We start from the raw sequence: 19891 nt of genomic DNA on the forward strand, positions 1-19891 counted from the left end.
GGGTGCCGTATGTACCAGCCCAGCCACTTTGAGGAAACCCGCGCCGAGGTGCTACACGCCTTGGTGCGCAGCCACCCCCTGGCGACCCTGGTGACGCTGACGGCGCAGGGGTTGGAGGCCAACCACATCCCGCTGCTGTTGCGCACCGAGGGCGTGGCCCGCCCTACGCTGGTGGGCCATGTGGCGCGTGCCAATCCGCTGTGGCGCGAAACCGATCTGGCGACACCGGTGCTGGTCATCTTCCAGGGCCCGCAGCATTACATCAGCCCCGGCTGGTATGCCAGCAAGGCTGAACACGGCAAGGTGGTGCCCACGTGGAACTACGCGGTGGTGCATGCCAAGGGCCTGCTGCGGGTGCATGACGATGCGGCCTGGATACGTGCGCAGATGGCGGAGCTGACGGGCCAGCAGGAGGCGGGCATGGTGCGCCCTTGGGCCGTGGACGACGCCCCGCGCGACTACACCGACCGCATGATTGCGGCGGTGGTGGGCATTGAAATTCCCATCGACAGCCTGGCCGGCAAATGGAAGGTCAGCCAGAACCAGCCCGCCACCAACCAGACCACCGTGCAGCAGGGCTTGCACGGCTTGGGCACCGAGGCGGGTGCCGCGATGGCGGGGCTGGTGGATGCGTTGGGGGTGAACGCGAAGAGGGGCTAGGTCTCAGCGCCGGTCCGCCCCCAGCTGAATACGCCCCCTTGGGGGGGGCAGCGACCCGCGCAGCGGCGGAGCGTGGGGGTTAACGCTCTTCTATTTTTCCATCCGCATGCTTGGCAAAGCGGCCCTTGTCGCGTGGGTGCACCGGGTCATTGGCGCCCCAGGGCCAGCCGCCAAACTCGGTGCGGCGGTAGTCGGCAAAGGCCTGGTGAATCTCTTGCTGGGTGTTCATCACAAACGGACCGTATTGCGCCACCGGCTCGCCAATCGGGCGGGCCTGCAGCACCAGCAGTTCACTCTCGGCATCGCCGTTGACGAAACTGCAGTCATGGTCGGCCTGTACTTCCATCACGGATTTGACTGGCACCGGTTCACCCGCCACGGTGAGTGCCCCACCCTTGAAGAAATACAGGATGCGCCGCGTGGCGGCGCTGGCGGCGGCGGGCAGCGTCCACTGCGCGCCGGGGCTGAGTTTGACGGTGTAGATGCCCAGGTCGCTGCCGGGCTCGCTGGCCCAGGAGTCGGGTGGCGGGGGCAGGGCCTTTTTGCCTTCCAGCGTGCCGGCAATACACACCACGTCGGTGGTCCTGCCTTGCGCATCGGTGGCAGTGATGCGGGGAATGTCTTCGTGCCAAAACATGGTGAAGTGGGGCTCGGCCATTTTGTGTTTGGCCGGCAGGTTGACCCAGATCTGGAACAGCTCGGTGGGGTTGGGGGCATCGGTGTGCAAGAGCGGAAACATCTCGCAGTGCACGATGCCTTTGCCGGCCGTGAGCCACTGCACATCGCCACCGCCAAAGCGGGCGGTGGCGCCCAGTGAGTCGGAGTGGTCGATGCGGCCGTTGCGCACGATGGTGACCGTTTCAAACCCCCGGTGCGGGTGCGAGGGAAAACCGGGCACGGTGTCGCCGTGGTACATGCTCCAGCCGTCCTTGCCCGCAAAGTCCTGGCCGATGTCGCGGCCTGCCAGCAGCGCCGGGTTGGGCGCCATCTGCGCGTTGCCCGCCGGGTAGGCGTCGTTGTGGTGCACGCAGAACAGGAAGGGGTCCAGGGTCTGCCAGGGGAAACTCAGGGGGGCGATGGAGAGCAGGGTTTTCATGCCCCGCATTGTCCCCGGCTTGGCGGTTTTTTGCAGCCATGGCGCCAGAGCCCCTGTGGCACCCCACTAAGATCGACGCATGTTCTTGTCTTCTCTTTTGGCCCATCCCGGGGGGCGTGTGGCCCTGGTGCTGGCCAGCCTGGCCGTGCTGCTGGGCGCAGACCATGCCGTGCGGCCGCCAACGGCCGCACCCGCGCTGGCGCAGATGCCGGCCATCGCCGTGGGTGGCCAGCCGGTGCAGGCGGCGCAACTTCAACGCGTGGCCGGGGGCGATGTGCCCATGCCAGCCGGCACCGCCGCTGCCCACGCCAGCAGCCTGCTGCCCATGCCGGCTGGGCACGCCGCAGCCCTGAGCCTGTTCTGGTTTTCGGGCGAGCGCGAGAGTGGCCCGCTGGTGCAGATTGCCGCCAGCCAATGGGACCGCGCCACCCAGGCCTGGCTGCCGCCATGCTTTGTGGTGAACCGCCACCAAATGGGCGATTTGCTGGGCCATGGCCTGCGCCGCCTGGGCAACCCGGTGGCGTGGACGGATGCGCAGGGCCGCATGCACCTGTTTGTGGTGGCCACGGGTTGGGGCGGATGGGCCGCCAGCCGGGTACTGCATTTGCAGCAAAGCAGTGCCTCGCAGGACTTGGCGGAGCTGGCGTTTTCGCCGGTGCGTGTGTTGCCCTTGTCGTGGCTGTGGAACACCAGTTTTTTGGTGCGTAACGCCATGCTGCCCCTGCAAGACGGTGGTGCGGTGCTGCCGGTGCACTTTGAGCTGGGCCTGAAGTACCCCGCTGCGGTGCGGCTGGATGCGAATGGAGAATTTGTGGGTTTGACCCGCATGTCCAACCGCACCCACAACCTGCAGCCCAGCATCCTGCCGCAGAGCCCCACACAGTGGGTGGCGCTGATGCGCGATGAGCGGCACGGTGGCAAGGTGACGGCGGCGCGCACCGACGATGGTGGCGCGCATTGGACCGATCTGCCGGACCTGCCCTTGGGCAACCCCGACGCCGCCGTGGCCGGTTTTGCGCTGGGGCCGCAGCAGATGCTGCTGGCCCACAACCCCACCCCCGAGGGCCGCGCCAGGTTGGACCTGAGCCGCAGCGCCGATGGCCTGCAGTGGACGCTGCAGCAAACGCTGGCAAAGGGAGCGGAAGACGCCGAGTTTTCTTACCCTGCGCTGGCCTGGGCCGATGACGCCTTGTGGATCAGCTACACCGTGGACCGGGCCACCTTGTCCTGGCAGCGCTTTGCGGTGGGGGGGCAGCCATGAATGCGCCCGCTTTGCCGCCGCTGTGGCTGATGCAGGTTTGGCTGCCACTGGGCTGGGCCGTGGTGTTGGCTGCCTTGGTGCTGGTGCTTGTCAGCCGCCTTACCCGGCACCGCGGCGTGGTGTGGGGCTTGCCGCTACTGGCCGCGCTGTGGACCCTGCTGCCCGGCGAGGTGTCACCCGCGTACTGGCTGGGCCTGGCCTTCCAGGCGCCCAGCGTGCTGCTGGTGCTGCTGTGTGCCTGGTGGGGCGGGGGAGCGCTGCGGGGGGCGCCCGTGATGACGCGCCCTGGCAAACCCATGACTGCTTGGGTGCTGGTTGCTCTGGTGGTGGGCTGGCTCTTGTTGCTCGACACCCTGGCCCAACTGCCCGTGGCGCTGTATGGGTTGGGCTTTGATGCACCCGCTTTGGCCGTGGTGGCCTTGCTCTCTCTGCTGCCCCTCTTGCAGGCCGGTGCCGCCCAGCGTGTGAGCACTTGGCTGGCGCCACTGGCCGTGCTGCTGTTTGTGCTGCTGCGCCTGCCCACCGGCAACGTGTGGGACGCCGTGCTGGACCCCTGGCTCTGGCTGGGGCTGCATGGGTATCTGCTACGGGGTGTGCTGAGGCGCTCTTGATTTGATAGCTGTTGGCGCAGCAACCACGGGGGCTGGAGCTCAAAAAAACCATAAATTTGGATGCTGACCCGGTTGGGTGCCTTGGCGGCACCTGCACCTGCCGCGGGAACTTCGTGTGCTGGCATCACTCCACCTTGGTATGCACCGCAGAACCACCCTGGTCGCCCTGGCCACACTCCCCAGCCTGATCACCGCCCCGCTGGCCAGCGCCGCCAGCCAGCCGCTGCTGCAGGCGCTCAAGCCCTCGCCGCGTTTGCCGGTGCTGTTTGTGGGGCATGGCAGCCCCATGAATGCGATCGAGGACAACGCCTGGCGGCGCAGCTGGCAGGCCATGGGGGTGGAGTTGCTGGCGCGTGGCGTGCGGCCGCAGCTGATTCTGTGCATCTCTGCGCACTGGCTCACACCGGGCTGGCAGCTCACGGGAGTGGCGCAGCCCAAAACGATTCACGACTTTGGTGGTTTTCCACAAGCGCTGTTTGACCAGCAGTACCCCGCACCCGGTGCACCCGCGGTGGCGCGCAGCCTGGCCAGCACGCTCAAGTCGCCCGCCAACGGCACGCCCTTGGGAGTGGATGCGCAGTGGGGCTTTGACCATGGCACCTGGTCGGTGCTCAAGCCCATGTTTCCCAAGGCCGACATTCCGGTGCTGCAGCTGAGCATGGACTACAGCCGCGCACCCGCTGAGCACTACGCGCTGGGCAAACAACTGCAGGCGCTGCGCGAGCGCGGGGTGCTGATCGTGGGCAGTGGCAACATCGTGCACAACCTGCGCGCCACACGCCAGGACACGGCGCCAAACGAAGCCTACGACTGGGCGCAGGAGTTTGATGCGGTGGTGCAAAACCAGATCAAGAAGGGGCAACTGGACGCGCTGCAAAACTTTTTGTCGCTGGGCGCTGTGGCTCAGCAAGCGCATCCCTCACACGACCACTACTTGCCGCTGCTCTATGCCGCGGGTGCGGCCCGATCCAGCGAGATGCCACGTTTCTTCAACACGGGCTTTCAGTCCGCCTCCATCTCCATGCGTTCAGTGCTCTGGGGTTGAACACCACTGGCGTCAGCCCTTGCCCAGCGGTGGCCCGCCAAACATGGCGGACGCGTTGCTGATGGGCCCCAGCTCGGCGGCGGTGGCCAGCAGCGGCTCTGCCAGCGTGTGCATGCGTTCCAGCGTGAGCCGCAGCTTGGGCCCGGCAATGCTGATGACCCCAATCGCCTCCCTGCGCCGGTAGACCGGTGCGGCCATGGCGGTCATGCCGGGGGCAAACACCTCGTCGATCATGGCGTAGCCGCGCACACGTGCGGCATGCAGGTAGCCCAGTAGCGCCTTTACGGTAGTGGGCGCGCGCGGGCCGTAGTCCTCCGGCGCACCAAAGCCCTGGCGGGACACCATCTCCATCGCGCGCTCGTCGCTCATGGTGAGCAGCCAGGCATGGCCGGACGCGGTGCAGGAGAGGCGGGCGTCCATGCCCATATCGGGGTCGTAGCGAAGGCCCTTGCGCATCCCCTGGGACTTGGCCACCCAGGTCAGGCGCTCACCATCCACCAGGGACAGGCGCACCAACTCGCCCGAGGTCTGGGCCAGCCGGTCCAGCAGGGGCTCGGCCACATCGACCATGCCCACATTGCTGAGGTAGCCCAGGCCCAGCGAGGCCAGCTTGGTGGTGAGCAGGTAGTCGCCATGCGCCCGCGCTTGCCGCACATAGCCGCGCTGCTGCAGGTCGGCCAGCAGGCGGTGGCAGGCGCTCAGGGGAATGTCCAGCTCGCTGGCCAGTTGCGCCAGGGGGAAGCCGTCGGGGTGGGCGGCCATGTGTTCCAGGATCTGCAGACCCCGGACCAGCGCGGTACTCATGGAAGTTTCCTTTTTATATAGAGAAATTGTTTTCCAATTTGGAAAGTATTTCTCATTGGGTCCGAATAATAGTCGGCAGGAGCGGGGCGACCTTTCAGATCCCGACCAGACACCCCAGGAGACACACCATGCGCAGATCTTTCGTGCTGGGCCTTAGCGCCCTGGCTTTGGCCATCACCAGCTTTGGCGTCCAGGCCCAGGACATCCAGGAACGCACCATCAAGTTCGGCCACTTGAACAATGCCGGTCATCCGACCAGCCTGGGCGTGCGCAAGTTCGCCGAAATCGTGGCGGCCAAGAGCGGCGGAAAAATCAAGGTGCAGGAGTTCGCGGCTTCCCAGCTTGGCAACGAGCTGCAGCAGCAGTCAGCGCTGCAAGGCGGCGTGCAGGAGATGCTGGTGGCATCGACCACCTCCCTGAACGGCATCGTCAAGGAATTCGGCCTGCTCGACTTTCCTTTTCTTTTTGCCAATGCCAAGCAGGCTGATGCCTTGGTCGACGGTCCCCTGGGCAAGGCCCTGGCTGCCAAGCTGCCGGAGAAAGGGCTGCTCGTGCTGGGATTCTTCGACCTGGGCTTTCGCAATGTCACCAACAGCAAGCGGCCCATCATGAAAGGGTCGGATCTGGAGGGCCTGAAGCTGCGCGTGATCCCGAACCCGGTGTTCCTGGAAACCTTCAAGACGTTCAAGGCCAACCCGGTGCCCTTGGCCTTTGCCGAACTGTATGGCGCGCTCGAAAGCAAAGCCGTCGATGGCCAGGAGAATCCTTTTGCAGTGATTGAGTCGAGCAAACTCTATGAAGTACAGAAGTACGTGAGCGGCACCAACCACGTTTACGCGACCAATCCCATCCAGATCAGCAAGCGCTTCTGGGACCGTCTCTCACCGGTGGAGCAGAAACTGCTGCAAGACGCCGCCACTGAAGCCCAGAACTGGCAGCGCACGGTGAGCCGCGAGGTTTCCAGCAAGGCCTTGGGCGAGTTGAAGGCCAAGGGCATGATCTACAACGACATTCCGCCCGCCGAACTGGACCGCATGCGTGCCGATGTGCGTCCCGTTTACGACAAGTTCTCCTCTGCCTACGACCCGGCGACTGTGGCCCTGTTCAAAGCCGAACTGGAACGGGTCTCCAAGCTGTGAATACCATGAAATTCCTCATCCTGCACGGCCCCAATCTCAACCTGTTTGGGCGGCGTGAACCCCATATCTATGGCACCACCACGTTGGCCGAGATCAACGCCAAACTCCAGGCCCTGGCTGCGGAGTTGGGGGTGGAACTGGAGATCCTGCAGTCCAACCACGAAGGCACGCTGATCGACAAGCTGCACGAGCGCATCGACACGGTGCAGGGGGCCTTGCTGAATCCGGCTGGGCTCACCCAGCACGGCGTGCCACTGCACGACGCGATCAAGGCGATGCCGTTTCCTGTGCTGGAAATTCACATGTCGAACATCGCGGCACGTGAGCCCTGGCGGTCACACTCCATCATCTCGCCCGCGGTGAAGGCGACGATCCAGGGGCTGGGCTGGCGCTCGTACACCATGGGGCTGCGCGCAGTGGTGGAGCTGGCGCAGGCGTCGTAGGCACAAAAAAGGGCCAACCCGATGGGGCTGGCCCTTTTTGTTTGGGGTGCGCCAGATTCAGCGCACCACGCTTACAGGCAACACGCCAGCATCCGGGGCACGGTCATGGCCTGAGCGGGCAAACACCGTCTTTTCTGTGAACGTCACATCTACGAAGCGTGCCATGCTAGTGGTAGGGGGCGTGCGGGCAGAGGACTTTTGGCCTTCTATACTCGCGAAATGAACCAGTCAGTACATTCCGCGGGAAGCACCAACTCCCCAGCCAAGCCGGTGGCTGCGCCCTCGCGCACCAACGACCCGGCGCGCACCATGGCTGGCATTCTGGCGATGGCGACCAAAGAGTTCGCGGCCAAGGGGCTGAGTGGTGCGCGCATCGATGCGATTGCCGAGGCCACCCACACCAGCAAGCGCATGATTTATTACTACTACGGCAGCAAAGAGGGGCTGTACGTGGCGGTGCTGGAAGAGTCGTATCGGCGTATGCGCCAGATTGAGGGGCAGTTGCATCTGGAGGACATGGAGCCCGAGGCGGCCTTGCGCCGGCTGGTGGAGTTCACCTTCGACCGGCATGCGGACAACGAGGATTTCATCCGCCTGGTGATGAACGAAAACATCGAGCAGGGCAGCTACCTGGCGCAGAGCAAGACCATCCAGCAGCTCAATGTACCGGCCATTCAGGCGATTCGCCAGCTCTATGACCGGGGCGTGCAGCAGGGCGTGTTCCGCCCGGGGCTGGACCCGGTGGACATCCACGCGTCGATCTCGGCGCTGGCGTTTTTCAACGTCTCCAACCGCCACACCTTCGGGCTGATCTTCAAGGACAAGGTGCAGAACGCGCAGTCCGACGCCCGCCGTGCCAGCATCACCGAGATGGTGGTGCGCTTCGTGCGCAAGTAATCCCGCAGGCATGGCGCGCCTCGCGCGCAGGGGGCGTGCAAGCAATTCACTTTCGGCATAACAGCTTTCCCGGCTATGCGCGATAGATCTAGGGAAAACCCGCATCTCTTAAAACTAACTAGTTCGTACATTAACAAACGTACGAAATCTGGAGCGTTGCGTGGTCAACAAATTTATCAATGGGTACTGCAAGTTGCTGGGCTACCTGATTGCCGCAGCACTGGCGCTGATGGTGGTGCTGGTGTTTGGCAATGTGGTGATGCGCTATGCGTTCAACTCGGGTTTCACCCTGTCTGAAGAACTGTCGCGCTGGTTGTTTGTGTGGGTCACCTTCATGGGGGCTGTGGTCGCCCTGCATGAAAAAGCCCACCTGGGCACCGACATGCTGGTGGGCCGCTTGGGCGCCACTGGCAAGAAGGTATGCATGGCGCTGTCCCTCGTGCTCATGTTGTTTTGCCTGTGGTTGGTGGCCAAAGGTTCTTACGACCAGTACCTCATCAACAAGGAGTCCACCAGCCCGGTGATGGAAGTGTCCATGGGCATTTTCTATGCCTCGGGGGTGGTGTTTGCCGTACTGGGCGCGCCCATTGTGCTGACGGACCTGTGGCGTCTGCTCATCGGCCAGGTGGATGACGCACACCTGGTGCTGATCCAGGAGTCCGAAGAAGCACCGCATGGCGGTGACTCTGGTGGCCATTCCCCTTCCCGCAACTGAGCCCGGAGCGACTGAGATGACGATTGCAATTTTTCTGGGTTCGTTGCTGGCGGCCATGGCGCTGGGGGTGCCGATTGCCTTTGCCCTGCTGCTGTGTGGTGCGGCACTGATGTGGCAGATGAACATGTTTGATGCGCAGATCCTGGCGCAGAACGTGATCGAAGGGGCCAACAGCTTTCCGCTGCTGGCGGTGCCCTTCTTCATGCTGGCGGGCGAGATCATGAACGCGGGCGGTCTGTCGCGCCGCATCGTGAACTTCGCCATGGCGCTGGTGGGGCACATCAAGGGCGGCCTGGGTTATGTGACGATTGTGGCGGCCGTGATCATGGCGTCGCTGTCGGGTTCTGCGGTGGCCGACGCGGCCGCGTTGACTGCATTGCTCCTGCCCATGATGGTGGCGGCGGGCCACGACCGCGCCCGTTCGGCCGGGCTGATTGCGTCGGCCGGCATCATCGCGCCCATCATTCCGCCCAGCATCGGCTTTGTGATCTTTGGCGTGGCGGCCAACGTGTCGATTTCCAAGCTGTTCATGGCCGGCATCTTCCCGGGTGTGTGGCTGGCTCTGTCGCTGGTGGCCACCTGGTGGTGGCTGGTGCGCAAGGAAATGGTGGTGCCGCCACCGCGCAAGAGTGCGGCTGAGGTGCTGGAGGCCATGCGCCTGGCGACCTGGGCGCTGGTGCTGCCCTTCATCATCGTGTTCGGCCTGAAGTTTGGGGTGTTCACCCCGACCGAGGCGGCCGTGGTGGCAGCGGTGTATTCGCTGTTTGTGTCCACCGTGGTCTACCGCGAACTCAATTTCAGCAAGCTGGTGCCCTTGTTTGTGGCTGCGGCCAAGACCAGTGCGGTGGTGATGTTTCTGGTGGCGGCGGCCATGGTGTCGGCCTGGATGATCACCGTGGCCAACCTGCCCGGCCAGGTGGTGGAGTTGCTGCAACCCCTGCTGGACAGCCCGCGCCTCTTGATGCTGGCCATCATGATTCTCACCATCGTGGTGGGCACGGCACTGGACATGACGCCCACGATTTTGCTGCTGACGCCGGTGCTGATGCCGGTGGTCAAGGCCGCGGGCATTGACCCGGTGTACTTCGGTGTGATGTTCATCATCAACAACGCCATCGGCCTGATCACGCCGCCCGTGGGCACGGTGCTGAACGCGGTGGCCGGTGTGGGCAAGGTGGGCATGGACGAGGTGACCAAAGGGGTTCTGCCCTTCATGTTTGCGCAGTTCGCCATCATGTTTTTGATGGTGGCCTTCCCGCAGCTGGTGATGGTGCCGGCCCGCTGGTTCTATTGATGGTTAACGGCAGCCGGGCGTGCTTGGGTACGCCACGTCCGGCAGGCTTTTTGTATTGCGTACAGCCGCTTTCGGTTCCCACAATTTCAGGAGACAAGTCATGAAGCGTTCAGTCCTCAAAGCCATTGCCGCAGCCGCTGTCCTCGCCACCTTGGGTGTTGCCCAGGCGCAAGAGATCCGTGAACACACGATCAAGTTCGCCACCCAAAACCCCAAGGGCCACCCCATGGTGCTGGGCATGGAGCGTTTTGCCGAAAACGTGAGCAAGAAGTCGGGCGGCAAGATCAAGGTCAACCTGTTCCCCGGCGGTGTGTTGGGCGGTGACCAGGCCAATGTGTCGGCCGTGCAGGGCGGCACGCTGGAGATGGTGGTGCTCAACACCGGCATTCTGGCCAGCGTGGCCAAAGAGCTGGCGATTTTCGACTTCCCCTTCCTGATCAGCTCTTCCCAAGAGGCCGACGCACTGGTGGACGGCCCGGTGGGCAAGAAGCTGCATGCCAAGCTGGAAGAGCGCGGTATTGTGGGCCTGTCGTACTGGGAGCTGGGCTTTCGCAACATCACCAACAGCAAGCGCCCCATCCTCAAGGTGGAAGACATCGAAGGCCTGAAGCTGCGCGTGATCCCCAACCCCATCAACGTGGACTGGGTGAAGGCTCTGGGCGCCAACCCCACACCGCTGCCCTTCCCCGAGTTGTACGCCGCGCTGGAGCAGAAGGCGATTGACGGCCAGGAAAACCCCCTGACCGTGATCAACGCCAACAAGCTGTACGAGGTGCAGAAGTACGTCACGCTGACCAACCACCAGTACAACCCCCAGTCGGTGATCATCAGCAAGAAGTTCTGGGACACCTTGAACGCGGCCGAGAAGAAGCTGATTGACGAAGCATCGGACGACGCGACCAAGTACCAGCGCGAACAGTCCCGCGCCCAAGCCGCAGCCGCGGTGGACGGCCTCAAAAAGGGTGGCATGACCGTGAGCGAGTTCTCACCTGCTGAACTGGCCAAGCTGCGCGACAAGATGAAGCCCGTGGTGGCCAAGTACAGCGCCAACGTGGGCGAAGCCACCGTGGCAGAAGTGCAGGCCGAGCTGGCCAAGATCCGCAAGTAAGCGCCGTCCCCTGCGCGGCCCGGTGGCCGCGCAGGGCCGCTGATTCTCTTTGTCTTTCCGAGGTTGTATGAAAGTCCTGATGCTGCACGGCATTAACCACAATATGTTCGGCAAGCGCGACCCCGCGCAGTACGGCACCATCACGCTGGACGAGATCAATGCCAATCTGCACGCACTGGGCCGCGAGCTGGGTGCCGAGGTGCAGGCTTTTCAGACCAACAGCGAAAGCGCCATGTGTGAGCGCATCCACCAGGCCTTTACCGAGGGGGTGGACGCGGTGCTGATCAATGCCGGTGCCTGGACGCACTACAGCTACGGCATCCGCGATGCCATTTCCATCCTGACCTGCCCGGTGGTGGAGCTGCACATGTCCAACATCCACGCGCGCGAGGAATTCCGCCACAAGTCGGTGTTTGCCGACATCGTCAAAGGCCAGATTGCCGGCTTTGGCGCGGACAGCTATTTGCTGGCCCTGCGCGCCGGTGTCAACGCGGCCAAGGCTGCCAAGGCCGTGCAAGCATGATCATCAACGGCAACACCGAAGTCATTGCCCACATTGGCTTCCCCACGCACGCCTTCAAGGCACCCATGATTTACAACCCCTGGTTTGAAAAAGCCGGGGCCAATGTGGTGGTGGTGCCCATGGGTTGCCAGAGCCCGGACTACGCCGCATTTTTGCGCAGCGTGTTCACGCTCACCAACATCCGCGGCGCGCTGATCACCATGCCGCACAAGGTGCCCACTACCGAGTTGGTGGACGAGCTGTCGCCCACCGCCGCCATTGCGGGCGCGTGCAACGCCGTACGCCTGGGCCCCCATGGGCAGCTGCAAGGCGACATGTTTGACGGTGCCGGTTTTGTGCGCGGCGTGCTGCGCAAGGGCCTGAAGCTGCAGGGCGCACGCGCGCTGGTGGTGGGCAGTGGTGGTGTGGGTTGCGCCATTGCGGCCTCGCTGGCGGCCGAGGGACTGTCTGCCCTGGCGGTGTTTGATGTCAACGCGACTGCAGCTGATGGTCTGGCTGCCCGCCTGCGCCAGCACTATCCGCAGCTCGAGGTCTTGACCGGCTCCACCGACCCGGTGGGTTTTGACCTGGTGGTGAATGCCACCCCCTTGGGCATGAACGAAGGCGATGCCATGCCGCTGGATGTGACGCGCCTGTCGTCCAGCACCTTTGTGGGCGAAGTGGTCATGAAGACCGAGACCACCGCCTTTCTCGCTGCGGCCATGGCGCGCGGCTGCAAGGTGCAGGTGGGCTCGGACATGCTGTTCGAGCAGATTCCGGCCTACCTCGAGTACTTTGGCCTGCCCAGCACCACCCCCGAAGAGCTGCGGGCCGTGGCGACGCTGCGGTACTGATTTTTAAGCCTTTTAGGCCTCTAGACCTCGTGGATGCTGCGCAAGCAGCTATGAAATCAGGAGTGAAGTGGGTGAGCCGGAGGTGTGACTAAGGCTTGCGCACCAGCAGCCATTCGCGGCGGAACAACCACTCCTGCGGTTGCCACAGGTTATCCAGCGTCACCTCGCCGCTCTTGTGGCGGCTCTTCACATGCCAGCGTTGGGCCACCAGCGTGCAGTGCGGCAGGCAGCTGGGGGCTTCGTTCAGGTCTTCTTGCAGCCAGACCACGGCATCGAACTCCGCCAACAGTTTGTCCAGCCGTTCCTTGGCGGGCATGTCGGGGTACAGCGCTCCGGTGTTGCGGCCTTCGGCGTCGTACGGCGTGATGCGCGCACCAGGCAGCACAAAGTGAAAACGCTCGTACTGGCCGGTGAATCCATTGGGCACAACCACCCGTTGGCCCTGCATCTGTGCTTGCACGGTGGGGCTGTAGTCCGCTGCGGGCTTGGAGAGTGGCGCCACCATGAGTCCAAAGCAGCCATACACCGCCAGGCAAGCCACCAGGGTTGCATTGCGGACCCATGGTTTGTAGATAAAACCGCCTGTAACACCCACCAATCCTGCGCAAGCAGCTATCAAAGTCGTAGCAACTTCCGCCGTGTTGGCAATCCCCATGCTGCCCATCACCCAGCCAATGCGGGCCAGCATCACCAGTGCCGGGGCGCACACCAGCAGCGTGACCCAGAACCAGACGCGGGGCAGCCGGTCCCACACCAGCGCCATGGCAATGGCCAGCGCCGGCATGGCCGGAATGACGTAGCGCGCCGAGCGTTGGCTGGGAATGGTGAACACCACCAGCCACACCAGCAGCCAGGCCAGCAGCACCCACAGCGCAGGCGTGAGTTGCGCATAACTCTCGCGGCGCACACCGCGCCACAACACCAGTGCACAAAAGCCCAAGGCCATGAAGGCGAGCAGGCCCGCGTTCTCGGGGTAGGCCAGCAACTGCGTCCACATGGGGTAGGGGCCTGACAGCGCGGCTTGCCAGTACCCCATGGTGTTGGACATCTTGCCGGCGTTCTCGGCCACCACAAACTCTTGCCACACGGCAGCCGGGTCGGGGTCCAGCACAAACCACAGCGCAAAAATGCCCACCCCCAGCAGCGTGCTCCAGGCCACGCCCACGGTGGTGCGCAGCGTGGTGCGCCAGGCAAATGGTTCACTCAGCAGCACGGCGCACCACAGTGCCGCCGCAGCCGGCGCCACCAGGGCAAACGATTTGTAGGCCGCGCCCAAACCCATGGCAGCGCCAAACAGCGTGTAGGCCAGCCAGCCCAGTGCAGGGGGCGGGTTCAAGGTCTTGTTGCGTACGCGAAGCCACAACACCCACCACATGGGCAGCGCCAGCCAAAAGGTTTCGGGCGCCGAGGTGAGGTAGACACGCCCGTAACGGAAGGTGGAGAAAAACAGCAGGTACAGCGCCGCGGCAATACATGCGGCACGCAGCTTGCCGGGCGTGGCCGCCATGCGGTGCGCAAAGAAGGCCAGCAGGGCGGTGGTGGCAAAGGTGTAGGCAATGCTGGGCAGGCGTAGCGCGAACAGGTCCCAGCTCTGGCCCCAGCCACCGGCCACCATGGCCTGCCAGATCAGCAGGGGCGGCTTGGTGTTGCGCGTGCCCAGCAGCTCGGACTGCAGCGGCAGCCAGTGGCCGCTCTCGGCCGTCATGCGGGCGATATGGATGTAGACCATCTCGTCGCCATTGGTGGGGGCGTAGGGGCCGCCCAAGCCCAGCAGGTAGAGGATTGATGCTATAAAAACAAGAGCTATCCACGCAATTTCGGTGCGGGCTAGTGGCTCAAAACGCTTGAAACTTGACCCCATGGGTGTCGCTCACTCTTTCGGGCGCTTGAAGGTCCAGCGGTCGTTGGCCAAAAAGTTGCTCACGCTGGCCGCGATGATGGCGATGATGTTGGCCACGCGGTAGTCCATGCTGCCCGACAGTAGCAGCGTGAGCACGTACTGCAAGCCGCTGCCAAAGGCCGATGCGGTGACATACTGGCCAAACTCCATGCCCAGCAGGCGCAGGCTCACGGGTTGCATCTCACCGGCTTCCAGCGTTTTCACCCGGTCGGCCCAGGTCCAGAGCCGGTTCCAGGTGAAGTTGTTGAGGGTGGCCAGTGCGATGGCCAGGGCCAGAGAGAGGTACGGTTTTTTGTACCCAGCCTCAATGGCGTTGAACAGGTATTCGTGGCCCAGGTGCAGCACGGTCAGATTCACCACCACACCGCTGGCGCCCACGATGCCGAATTTGATGAAGCGGTAACGCTCCAGCAGGCCCAGCGCCCACAACACGGCGCGTTGCAGTCCGTTCACGCCGCTCATACGCTGGCAGCCTCGGTGCGGGTTCTCAGGTAGGCCAAGGCTTGGTCCAGCACCGGGTCAGGGGCAATACGTTTGAGGCACTGGTTGTCACCGTCGCAAAAGGTCAGGCGGTGGTTGTAGGCGGACAGACAGGGCGAACAGGCAATGCCACTTTCCAGCACGGTGTTGCGCGTGCCCAGCGGGCCGTACAGCTTGCCGGTCTCCGGACCAAAAAACACCATGGTCTGAATGGGGGTGACCGTGGCAAAGTGGCCGGGGCCGCCGTCGTTGGTGATGAGCAGCTCGGACGCATGAAACAGCATCAGCAGTTCGCGGATGCTCTTGGTGTAGCCGGTCAAATCCAGGCAGGCTTCGCTGCCCACCTGGGCCTTCAAATCCTTGGCCAGCTGTGCGTCGTCTTTCAGGCCGATCAGCCCTACGGCAAAACCCGCGGCACACAGGCCCTGTGCCACCCGTGCGTAGTGCGCGGCGGGCCAGGCGCGTTCAGGCAATATGCCGCCGCCCGCGTACATCAGTACGAGTGGGTGATCGATGGTGACTGGGTGGTCGCTTTGGACCTTGGCGCGGTAGGCCTCCAGCTCGGTCGGGCTGAACTTGACGAAAAGCTCTGTCTCTGTGGGCACCACGCGGATTGGTGCGGCCTTGTTGCGCGGTGCGCTGCCTGCAGAATCCATCGCGTCCACCAGCGACAGGAACTGTTTGCTGATGTGCTGGTAGGGGTTGTAGGGAATCGCGTGGTTGATGAAGCTGCCGCGGTACAGGCCTTCCTGGGTGTGCGGGGTAAAGCCCACACGCACCGGCGCACCGGTGCTGAAGGAGAGCAGGGCGCTGACGCGCGAGAACAGTTCGCAGTCGATCACCGCGTCCAGACCCAGCTTGCGCATGGCCAAGCTGACCTTGAGGATGTCGCCGATCAGCGCGCCGCCAGAACTGTCGTCCAGCGTGTGCATGTTCTCAGGCTGGGTCAGTTGCAGGAGTTTGGAGACCTCCTGGTTTTTCTTGAGCTGCAGGATGTGGATGGCCGCTTGCGGGTATTTGCGGCGCAACTCCGCAAACATGGGGCCTGCCAACACGATGCTGCCCATTTCGGAGAGCAGGATAACCAGAATATTCTTGGCCTTGGTATCCACGGTGGCAGGCGCAGTCCATAGCCCGGTGAAGCGCACCCAAGCCGACACCGCACCACACAGCACTTGGCCAACCCAGCGGTCTATGAATCGTTGTGTTTGGAGTTTCATCGGGTTGGCATTGTGCCAGCGGCGCAGGCTTGCGCCGCTGGCGTTGGTCTGTATTACAGACCGGCGGCTGCACGCAGGGCGGCAGTCTTGTCGGTGCGCTCCCAAGTGAACTCAGGTTCTTCGCGACCGAAGTGGCCGTAGGCCGCAGTCTTTTCGTAGATCGGGCGCAGCAGGTCCAGCATCTGGATGATGCCCTTGGGACGCAGGTCAAACACCTCGGCCACGATGGCCGACAGCTTGTCGTCGGGGATGACGCCCGTGCCTTCCGTGTAGACCGTGATGTTCATGGGCTTGGCCACACCAATCGCGTAGGCCACTTGTACCTGGCACTGCTTGGCCAGGCCTGCAGCCACCACGTTTTTGGCCACGTAGCGTGCAGCATAGGCAGCGGAACGGTCCACCTTGGACGGGTCTTTGCCGGAGAAGGCACCACCACCGTGCGGGCAGGCGCCACCGTAGGTGTCCACAATGATCTTGCGACCGGTCAGGCCGCAGTCACCTTGCGGGCCACCCACCACAAAGCGGCCTGTGGGGTTGATCAGGTACTTGGTGTTTTGCAGCCATTCCTTGGGCAGCACGGGCTTGATGATTTCTTCAATGATGGCTTCGGTGAACGAGGCCTTCATCTTGTGTTGGGTCTCCGACTGGTCGGGGCTGTGCTGGGTGGACAGCACCACGGTGTCGATGCTGTGGGGCTTTCCGTCCACATAGCGCATGGTCACCTGGCTCTTGGCGTCGGGGCGCAGGAAAGGTAGACGGCCATCCTTGCGCAACTGGGCCTGGCGCTCCATCAGGCGGTGGGCGTAGTAGATGGGGGCGGGCATCAGCTCGGGCGTTTCGTCGCAGGCGTAGCCAAACATCAGGCCCTGGTCACCGGCGCCGGTGTTCAGGTGGTCGTCGGACGCATGGTCCACGCCCTGTGCGATGTCGTTGGACTGTTTGTCGTACGCGACCAGCACGGCGCAACCCTTGTAGTCGATGCCGTATTCGGTGTTGTCGTAGCCGATGCGTTTGATGGTGTCACGTGCCACCTGGATGTAGTCGACATGTGCGTTGGTGGTGATTTCACCGGCCAGCACCACAAGACCGGTATTAGTCAGGGTTTCGGCTGCCACGCGGGACTTGGGGTCCTGCTTGAAAATCGCGTCCAGGATCGCGTCAGAAATCTGGTCGGCGACTTTGTCGGGGTGGCCTTCAGACACAGACTCGGAGGTAAAGAGAAAATCGTTCGCCATAACTGGGTCTCCAAAATTAACGTCAAGTCGCGTTGCTTGGGCTTTGGAGCTTACAGCGAACGCTTTAGCAGATTCGTCAAAGTTTTGACAAGGCACAATGGCGGGCCTTGGGAGGCAAACCACTGTGTGCGTCGCCCTGCAAGTAGTTCTATAACTCAGCGACGCTGCCGATTTTAGCCCACCCATGTTCCTGGTTTTCAAATTGCTGTCCCACCTGCCTTTGTGGCTATTGCACGGCTTGGGCTGGGGATTGGGGTGGTTGGCTTTTCTGCTGTCTCCCACCTACCGCCAGCGCTTTGTCGCCAATGCGCACCAGGCGGGCTTGACTGCAGCGCAGCGGCGCGCAGCGGTGGGGCAATCCGGCATGTTGGTGGCCGAGCTGCCGCGTTTGTGGTTGGGGGCACCGGTAACGGTGCAATGGCAGGGGCGTGGTCATGTTGAATCCGCGCTACAAAGTGGCCGCGGTGTGGTGTTTTTGACGCCCCATTTGGGGTGTTTTGAGATCACAGCCCAGGCCTACGCCGAGGCGTTTGGCCTGCATGGTCGGCCGATGACCGTGTTGTTTCGGCCTCCCAGGCAGGCCTGGTTGGCGCCCTTGGTCACGCAAAGCCGTGCCCGGCCGGGCATGGAGACCGCGCCCACCACCCTGGCCGGAGTGAAACAAATGCTCAAGGCGCTCAAGGCGGGCCATTGCGTGGGACTTTTGCCAGACCAGGTGCCGCCGCAATCGCAAGGCGTGTGGGCCCCATTTTTTGGACAAGATGCGTACACCATGACTTTGTCTGCCCGATTGGCAGCCCAAAGCGGGGCCACTGTGTTGCTGGCTTGGGGCCAGCGCCTGCCTTGGGGACGGGGGTATACCGTGCATGTCCAGCCTTTGAGTGCGCCTTTGTCACCCGATTTGGCCGAGGCCGCTAGCCAGATCAACGCTGCGATGGAGGCGCTGATTCGCCAATGCCCGACGCAGTACCTTTGGGGTTATGCCCGGTACAAGGCGCCACGTGCGACTCCCTGAGATAGCTACGGCAGAATCACGATGAGTCGCTGGATGTTGAAACTGTTGGTGCTGCTTGGGGCGTTGCCTCTGCCACTTTTGCGTGGCTTGGGCTGGGTGTTGGGCGGTGTGTTGTACGCCCTGGTTCCTTCCCGGCGGCGTGTGGTGCAGACCAATTTGGCTTTGTGTTTTCCGGCTTGGACCCAGGCCGAGCGCAGGCGGCAATGTTTTCTGACCTTTGTGCATTTTTCCCAGTCTTGGCTGGACCGGGGATGGCTTTGGCATGCGCCACCATCGGTGGTGCAAGCACGCTTGCAGCTGGGTGGTGCGCTGGATGCAATGGCTGGTGATACCCCCACAGTCTTGTTTGCGCCTCACTTCATGGGGCTGGATGCTGCCTGGACGGCACTGACCCAGCAAATGCCGCGGCGGTTTGCAACGATTTATTCGCCTCAACTCAATCCTGCGATGGATGCTTGGGTGCTGGCGGGGCGGCTGCGTTTTGGGCAGCCAGAAATGGTGGCGCGCCTGGATGGCGCCAAACCTATCGTGGCGGCGGTACGCCGTGGCGAACCGTTGTACCTCTTGCCGGACATGAATTTCGACCCCTCCGAGTCGCTTTTCGTGCCTTTTTACGGCGTGTCTGCCGCTACGGTCCCCTCGCTTTCGCGGTTTGCAAAATTGGGGCGTGCCCAGGTTGTTCCGGTAGTCACCCGCATCACGCCACAAGGCTACAGCATCGAGGTGTTAGCCCCTTGGCAAGACTTCCCCACGGCAGATCTGGAGGCAGACACCCGGCGAATGAACCGGGAGTTGCAGTCTTACATCGATACCATGCCATCCCAGTATTACTGGGTCCACAAGCGGTTCAAAGACCGCCCGAACGGCGAAGCGCCCCCTTATTGAGGTTCAGGTGCAGTGTCTGCGGTGTTGGCAGCCCCTTTGGGGTGGGCCCATTTCCAGAGCAGCTTGGCGACCTCTTCAATGCCTTGGCGTTTGGGGGCCGAAAACAGCATGACCTCGCCACCGCCCGCCTGCAGCTTGGTAATGGACAAGACCTTGGCCTGTTCGCTGCGGGTGAGCTTGTCGGCCTTGGTCAGGATGATCAGAAATTTCAGACCTTCCTGCACCCGGGGACGGATCACATCGAGCAGGATTTCGTCCAGCTCGGTCATGCCATGGCGCGGGTCGCACATCAGCACAATGGCGTGCAGGTTTTTGCGTGTGACCAAGTAGTTGGCCATGACTTGTTGCCAACGGATTTTGTCTTGCTTGGGCACGGCTGCGTAACCATAACCCGGCAAGTCGGTCAGTACGGCATCGGTTTGCCCTTGCTTGCCCAAGGCGAACAGGTTGATGTGCTGGGTTCGGCCTGGCTTCTTGGAGGCAAAGGCGAGCTGCTTCTGCTGCGTCAGGATATTGATACAGGTGGATTTGCCGGCGTTGGAGCGCCCCACGAAGGCAATTTCCGGGACCTCGAGCTCAGGTAAAAAATGCAGTTGGGGCGCCGTTGTGAGGAAGCGGGCGGTGTGTAACCAGCCCATGGCCACGGTCCCGGCCGATTTTTCAGCGGTGGGCGCGGGGGTGTTTGTGGCGCTTGTGGCGCGTGGGTTTGGTGTATTGGTCATTGAAT

The 19891-nt window shown here is 63.0% G+C and carries 21 protein-coding genes; 14 read left to right on the forward strand and 7 right to left on the reverse strand.

The window, feature by feature from the left end:
- Positions 1-9: 9 nt before the first annotated feature.
- Positions 10-660, forward strand: coding sequence for an FMN-binding negative transcriptional regulator (locus AC3WS7_RS08490; RefSeq protein WP_492656032.1), 651 nt, complete (start codon positions 10-12; stop codon positions 658-660).
- Positions 661-739: 79 nt separating this feature from the next.
- Here the strand turns inward: AC3WS7_RS08490 and AC3WS7_RS08495 are convergent, their stop codons facing one another.
- Positions 740-1765 carry a pirin family protein gene (locus AC3WS7_RS08495; RefSeq protein WP_492656033.1) on the reverse strand — a complete coding sequence of 342 codons (1026 nt, stop codon included), beginning with the start codon at positions 1763-1765 and terminating at the stop codon, positions 740-742.
- A 70-nt stretch (positions 1766-1835) separates the two neighbouring features.
- Between AC3WS7_RS08495 and AC3WS7_RS08500 the strand changes: the two genes are divergently transcribed.
- From AC3WS7_RS08500 to ygiD, 3 genes are all read left to right on the forward strand, one after another.
- Positions 1836-3017, forward strand: coding sequence for an exo-alpha-sialidase (locus AC3WS7_RS08500; protein WP_492656034.1), 1182 nt, complete (start codon positions 1836-1838; stop codon positions 3015-3017).
- Entirely contained in the window at positions 3014-3628 is a 615-nt protein-coding gene (locus AC3WS7_RS08505) for a hypothetical protein (protein ID WP_492656035.1), read from the forward strand. The genes AC3WS7_RS08500 and AC3WS7_RS08505 overlap by 4 nt, the downstream gene beginning before the upstream one ends.
- 139 nt (positions 3629-3767) lie before the next feature.
- Positions 3768-4673, forward strand: a complete 906-nt coding sequence (gene ygiD / locus AC3WS7_RS08510) for a 4,5-DOPA-extradiol-dioxygenase (protein WP_492656036.1) — start codon at positions 3768-3770, stop codon at positions 4671-4673.
- A gap of 12 nt (positions 4674-4685) precedes the next feature.
- Here the strand turns inward: ygiD and AC3WS7_RS08515 are convergent, their stop codons facing one another.
- Positions 4686-5477 carry an IclR family transcriptional regulator gene (locus AC3WS7_RS08515; RefSeq protein ID WP_492656037.1) on the reverse strand — a complete coding sequence of 264 codons (792 nt, stop codon included), beginning with the start codon at positions 5475-5477 and terminating at the stop codon, positions 4686-4688.
- Between the two features lie 128 nt (positions 5478-5605).
- Between AC3WS7_RS08515 and AC3WS7_RS08520 the strand changes: the two genes are divergently transcribed.
- From AC3WS7_RS08520 to AC3WS7_RS08555, 8 genes are all read left to right on the forward strand, one after another.
- The gene (locus AC3WS7_RS08520; RefSeq protein WP_492656038.1) at positions 5606-6616 is read left to right on the forward strand and encodes a TRAP transporter substrate-binding protein; all 1011 of its coding nucleotides are present in this window, start codon (positions 5606-5608) and stop codon (positions 6614-6616) included.
- Positions 6617-6621: 5 nt separating this feature from the next.
- Positions 6622-7059 carry a type II 3-dehydroquinate dehydratase gene (locus AC3WS7_RS08525; RefSeq protein ID WP_296466895.1) on the forward strand — a complete coding sequence of 146 codons (438 nt, stop codon included), beginning with the start codon at positions 6622-6624 and terminating at the stop codon, positions 7057-7059.
- Positions 7060-7278: 219 nt separating this feature from the next.
- The gene (locus AC3WS7_RS08530) at positions 7279-7956 is read left to right on the forward strand and encodes a TetR/AcrR family transcriptional regulator (RefSeq protein ID WP_492656039.1); all 678 of its coding nucleotides are present in this window, start codon (positions 7279-7281) and stop codon (positions 7954-7956) included.
- Between the two features lie 160 nt (positions 7957-8116).
- On the forward strand, positions 8117-8671 hold the full coding sequence (locus AC3WS7_RS08535; protein WP_492656040.1) for a TRAP transporter small permease: 555 nt from the start codon (positions 8117-8119) through the stop codon (positions 8669-8671).
- A 16-nt stretch (positions 8672-8687) separates the two neighbouring features.
- Complete coding sequence (locus AC3WS7_RS08540; RefSeq protein WP_296466889.1) at positions 8688-9965, forward strand: TRAP transporter large permease subunit; 1278 nt, start codon at positions 8688-8690, stop codon at positions 9963-9965.
- A gap of 100 nt (positions 9966-10065) precedes the next feature.
- Complete coding sequence (locus AC3WS7_RS08545; protein WP_492656041.1) at positions 10066-11073, forward strand: TRAP transporter substrate-binding protein; 1008 nt, start codon at positions 10066-10068, stop codon at positions 11071-11073.
- A gap of 67 nt (positions 11074-11140) precedes the next feature.
- The gene (gene aroQ, locus AC3WS7_RS08550; protein WP_492656042.1) at positions 11141-11596 is read left to right on the forward strand and encodes a type II 3-dehydroquinate dehydratase; all 456 of its coding nucleotides are present in this window, start codon (positions 11141-11143) and stop codon (positions 11594-11596) included.
- Positions 11596-12429: a shikimate dehydrogenase family protein gene (locus AC3WS7_RS08555; protein WP_492656177.1), complete on the forward strand. Its 834-nt coding sequence runs from the start codon at positions 11596-11598 to the stop codon at positions 12427-12429. Before aroQ ends, AC3WS7_RS08555 begins: the two co-directional genes overlap by 1 nt.
- Positions 12430-12517: 88 nt before the next feature.
- Here the strand turns inward: AC3WS7_RS08555 and AC3WS7_RS08560 are convergent, their stop codons facing one another.
- Genes AC3WS7_RS08560 through metK form a run of 4 tightly spaced genes read right to left on the reverse strand, consistent with a single transcriptional unit; the run spans position 12518 to position 17264 of the window.
- Positions 12518-14290, reverse strand: coding sequence for an ArnT family glycosyltransferase (locus AC3WS7_RS08560; RefSeq protein ID WP_492656043.1), 1773 nt, complete (start codon positions 14288-14290; stop codon positions 12518-12520).
- A gap of 9 nt (positions 14291-14299) precedes the next feature.
- Positions 14300-14791, reverse strand: coding sequence for a GtrA family protein (locus tag AC3WS7_RS08565; RefSeq protein WP_296466877.1), 492 nt, complete (start codon positions 14789-14791; stop codon positions 14300-14302).
- The gene (locus AC3WS7_RS08570; RefSeq protein ID WP_492656044.1) at positions 14788-16029 is read right to left on the reverse strand and encodes a glycosyltransferase family 9 protein; all 1242 of its coding nucleotides are present in this window, start codon (positions 16027-16029) and stop codon (positions 14788-14790) included. Before AC3WS7_RS08570 ends, AC3WS7_RS08565 begins: the two co-directional genes overlap by 4 nt.
- 53 nt (positions 16030-16082) lie before the next feature.
- On the reverse strand, positions 16083-17264 hold the full coding sequence (gene metK, locus AC3WS7_RS08575) for a methionine adenosyltransferase (protein ID WP_296466872.1): 1182 nt from the start codon (positions 17262-17264) through the stop codon (positions 16083-16085).
- A 184-nt stretch (positions 17265-17448) separates the two neighbouring features.
- On the opposite strand from metK, the gene AC3WS7_RS08580 reads away from it, so the two are divergent.
- Both AC3WS7_RS08580 and AC3WS7_RS08585 read left to right on the forward strand, forming a co-directional pair.
- A complete protein-coding gene (locus AC3WS7_RS08580; RefSeq protein WP_492656045.1) occupies positions 17449-18279 on the forward strand; it encodes a lysophospholipid acyltransferase family protein in 831 nt (276 codons plus the stop codon).
- A gap of 33 nt (positions 18280-18312) precedes the next feature.
- On the forward strand, positions 18313-19164 hold the full coding sequence (locus AC3WS7_RS08585; RefSeq protein WP_492656046.1) for an LpxL/LpxP family acyltransferase: 852 nt from the start codon (positions 18313-18315) through the stop codon (positions 19162-19164).
- On the opposite strand, the gene yihA is transcribed toward AC3WS7_RS08585, so the two are convergent.
- The gene (gene yihA / locus AC3WS7_RS08590; protein ID WP_492656047.1) at positions 19158-19886 is read right to left on the reverse strand and encodes a ribosome biogenesis GTP-binding protein YihA/YsxC; all 729 of its coding nucleotides are present in this window, start codon (positions 19884-19886) and stop codon (positions 19158-19160) included. The genes AC3WS7_RS08585 and yihA overlap by 7 nt on opposite strands.
- Between the last annotated feature and the right edge of the window lie 5 nt (positions 19887-19891).

The organism is Rhodoferax sp. EU05-FHT12H12, assembly GCF_058791215.1.

Excerpts from the sequence above, each read along its gene's own strand:
- AC3WS7_RS08515 (WP_492656037.1), bottom strand. The coding sequence starts at position 5,477 with ATGAGTACCGCGCTGGTCCGGGGTCTGCAGATCCTGGAACACATGGCC.
- AC3WS7_RS08495 (WP_492656033.1), bottom strand. The coding sequence starts at position 1,765 with ATGCGGGGCATGAAAACCCTGCTCTCCATCGCCCCCCTGAGTTTCCCC.
- yihA (WP_492656047.1), bottom strand. The coding sequence starts at position 19,886 with ATGACCAATACACCAAACCCACGCGCCACAAGCGCCACAAACACCCCC.
- AC3WS7_RS08545 (WP_492656041.1), top strand. The coding sequence starts at position 10,066 with ATGAAGCGTTCAGTCCTCAAAGCCATTGCCGCAGCCGCTGTCCTCGCC.
- AC3WS7_RS08570 (WP_492656044.1), bottom strand. The coding sequence starts at position 16,029 with ATGAAACTCCAAACACAACGATTCATAGACCGCTGGGTTGGCCAAGTG.
- AC3WS7_RS08520 (WP_492656038.1), top strand. The coding sequence starts at position 5,606 with ATGCGCAGATCTTTCGTGCTGGGCCTTAGCGCCCTGGCTTTGGCCATC.
- metK (WP_296466872.1), bottom strand. The coding sequence starts at position 17,264 with ATGGCGAACGATTTTCTCTTTACCTCCGAGTCTGTGTCTGAAGGCCAC.
- aroQ (WP_492656042.1), top strand. The coding sequence starts at position 11,141 with ATGAAAGTCCTGATGCTGCACGGCATTAACCACAATATGTTCGGCAAG.
- AC3WS7_RS08525 (WP_296466895.1), top strand. The coding sequence starts at position 6,622 with ATGAAATTCCTCATCCTGCACGGCCCCAATCTCAACCTGTTTGGGCGG.
- AC3WS7_RS08500 (WP_492656034.1), top strand. The coding sequence starts at position 1,836 with ATGTTCTTGTCTTCTCTTTTGGCCCATCCCGGGGGGCGTGTGGCCCTG.
- AC3WS7_RS08505 (WP_492656035.1), top strand. The coding sequence starts at position 3,014 with ATGAATGCGCCCGCTTTGCCGCCGCTGTGGCTGATGCAGGTTTGGCTG.
- ygiD (WP_492656036.1), top strand. The coding sequence starts at position 3,768 with ATGCACCGCAGAACCACCCTGGTCGCCCTGGCCACACTCCCCAGCCTG.
- AC3WS7_RS08565 (WP_296466877.1), bottom strand. The coding sequence starts at position 14,791 with ATGAGCGGCGTGAACGGACTGCAACGCGCCGTGTTGTGGGCGCTGGGC.
- AC3WS7_RS08580 (WP_492656045.1), top strand. The coding sequence starts at position 17,449 with ATGTTCCTGGTTTTCAAATTGCTGTCCCACCTGCCTTTGTGGCTATTG.
- AC3WS7_RS08540 (WP_296466889.1), top strand. The coding sequence starts at position 8,688 with ATGACGATTGCAATTTTTCTGGGTTCGTTGCTGGCGGCCATGGCGCTG.
- AC3WS7_RS08560 (WP_492656043.1), bottom strand. The coding sequence starts at position 14,290 with ATGGGGTCAAGTTTCAAGCGTTTTGAGCCACTAGCCCGCACCGAAATT.
- AC3WS7_RS08490 (WP_492656032.1), top strand. The coding sequence starts at position 10 with ATGTACCAGCCCAGCCACTTTGAGGAAACCCGCGCCGAGGTGCTACAC.
- AC3WS7_RS08530 (WP_492656039.1), top strand. The coding sequence starts at position 7,279 with ATGAACCAGTCAGTACATTCCGCGGGAAGCACCAACTCCCCAGCCAAG.
- AC3WS7_RS08585 (WP_492656046.1), top strand. The coding sequence starts at position 18,313 with ATGTTGAAACTGTTGGTGCTGCTTGGGGCGTTGCCTCTGCCACTTTTG.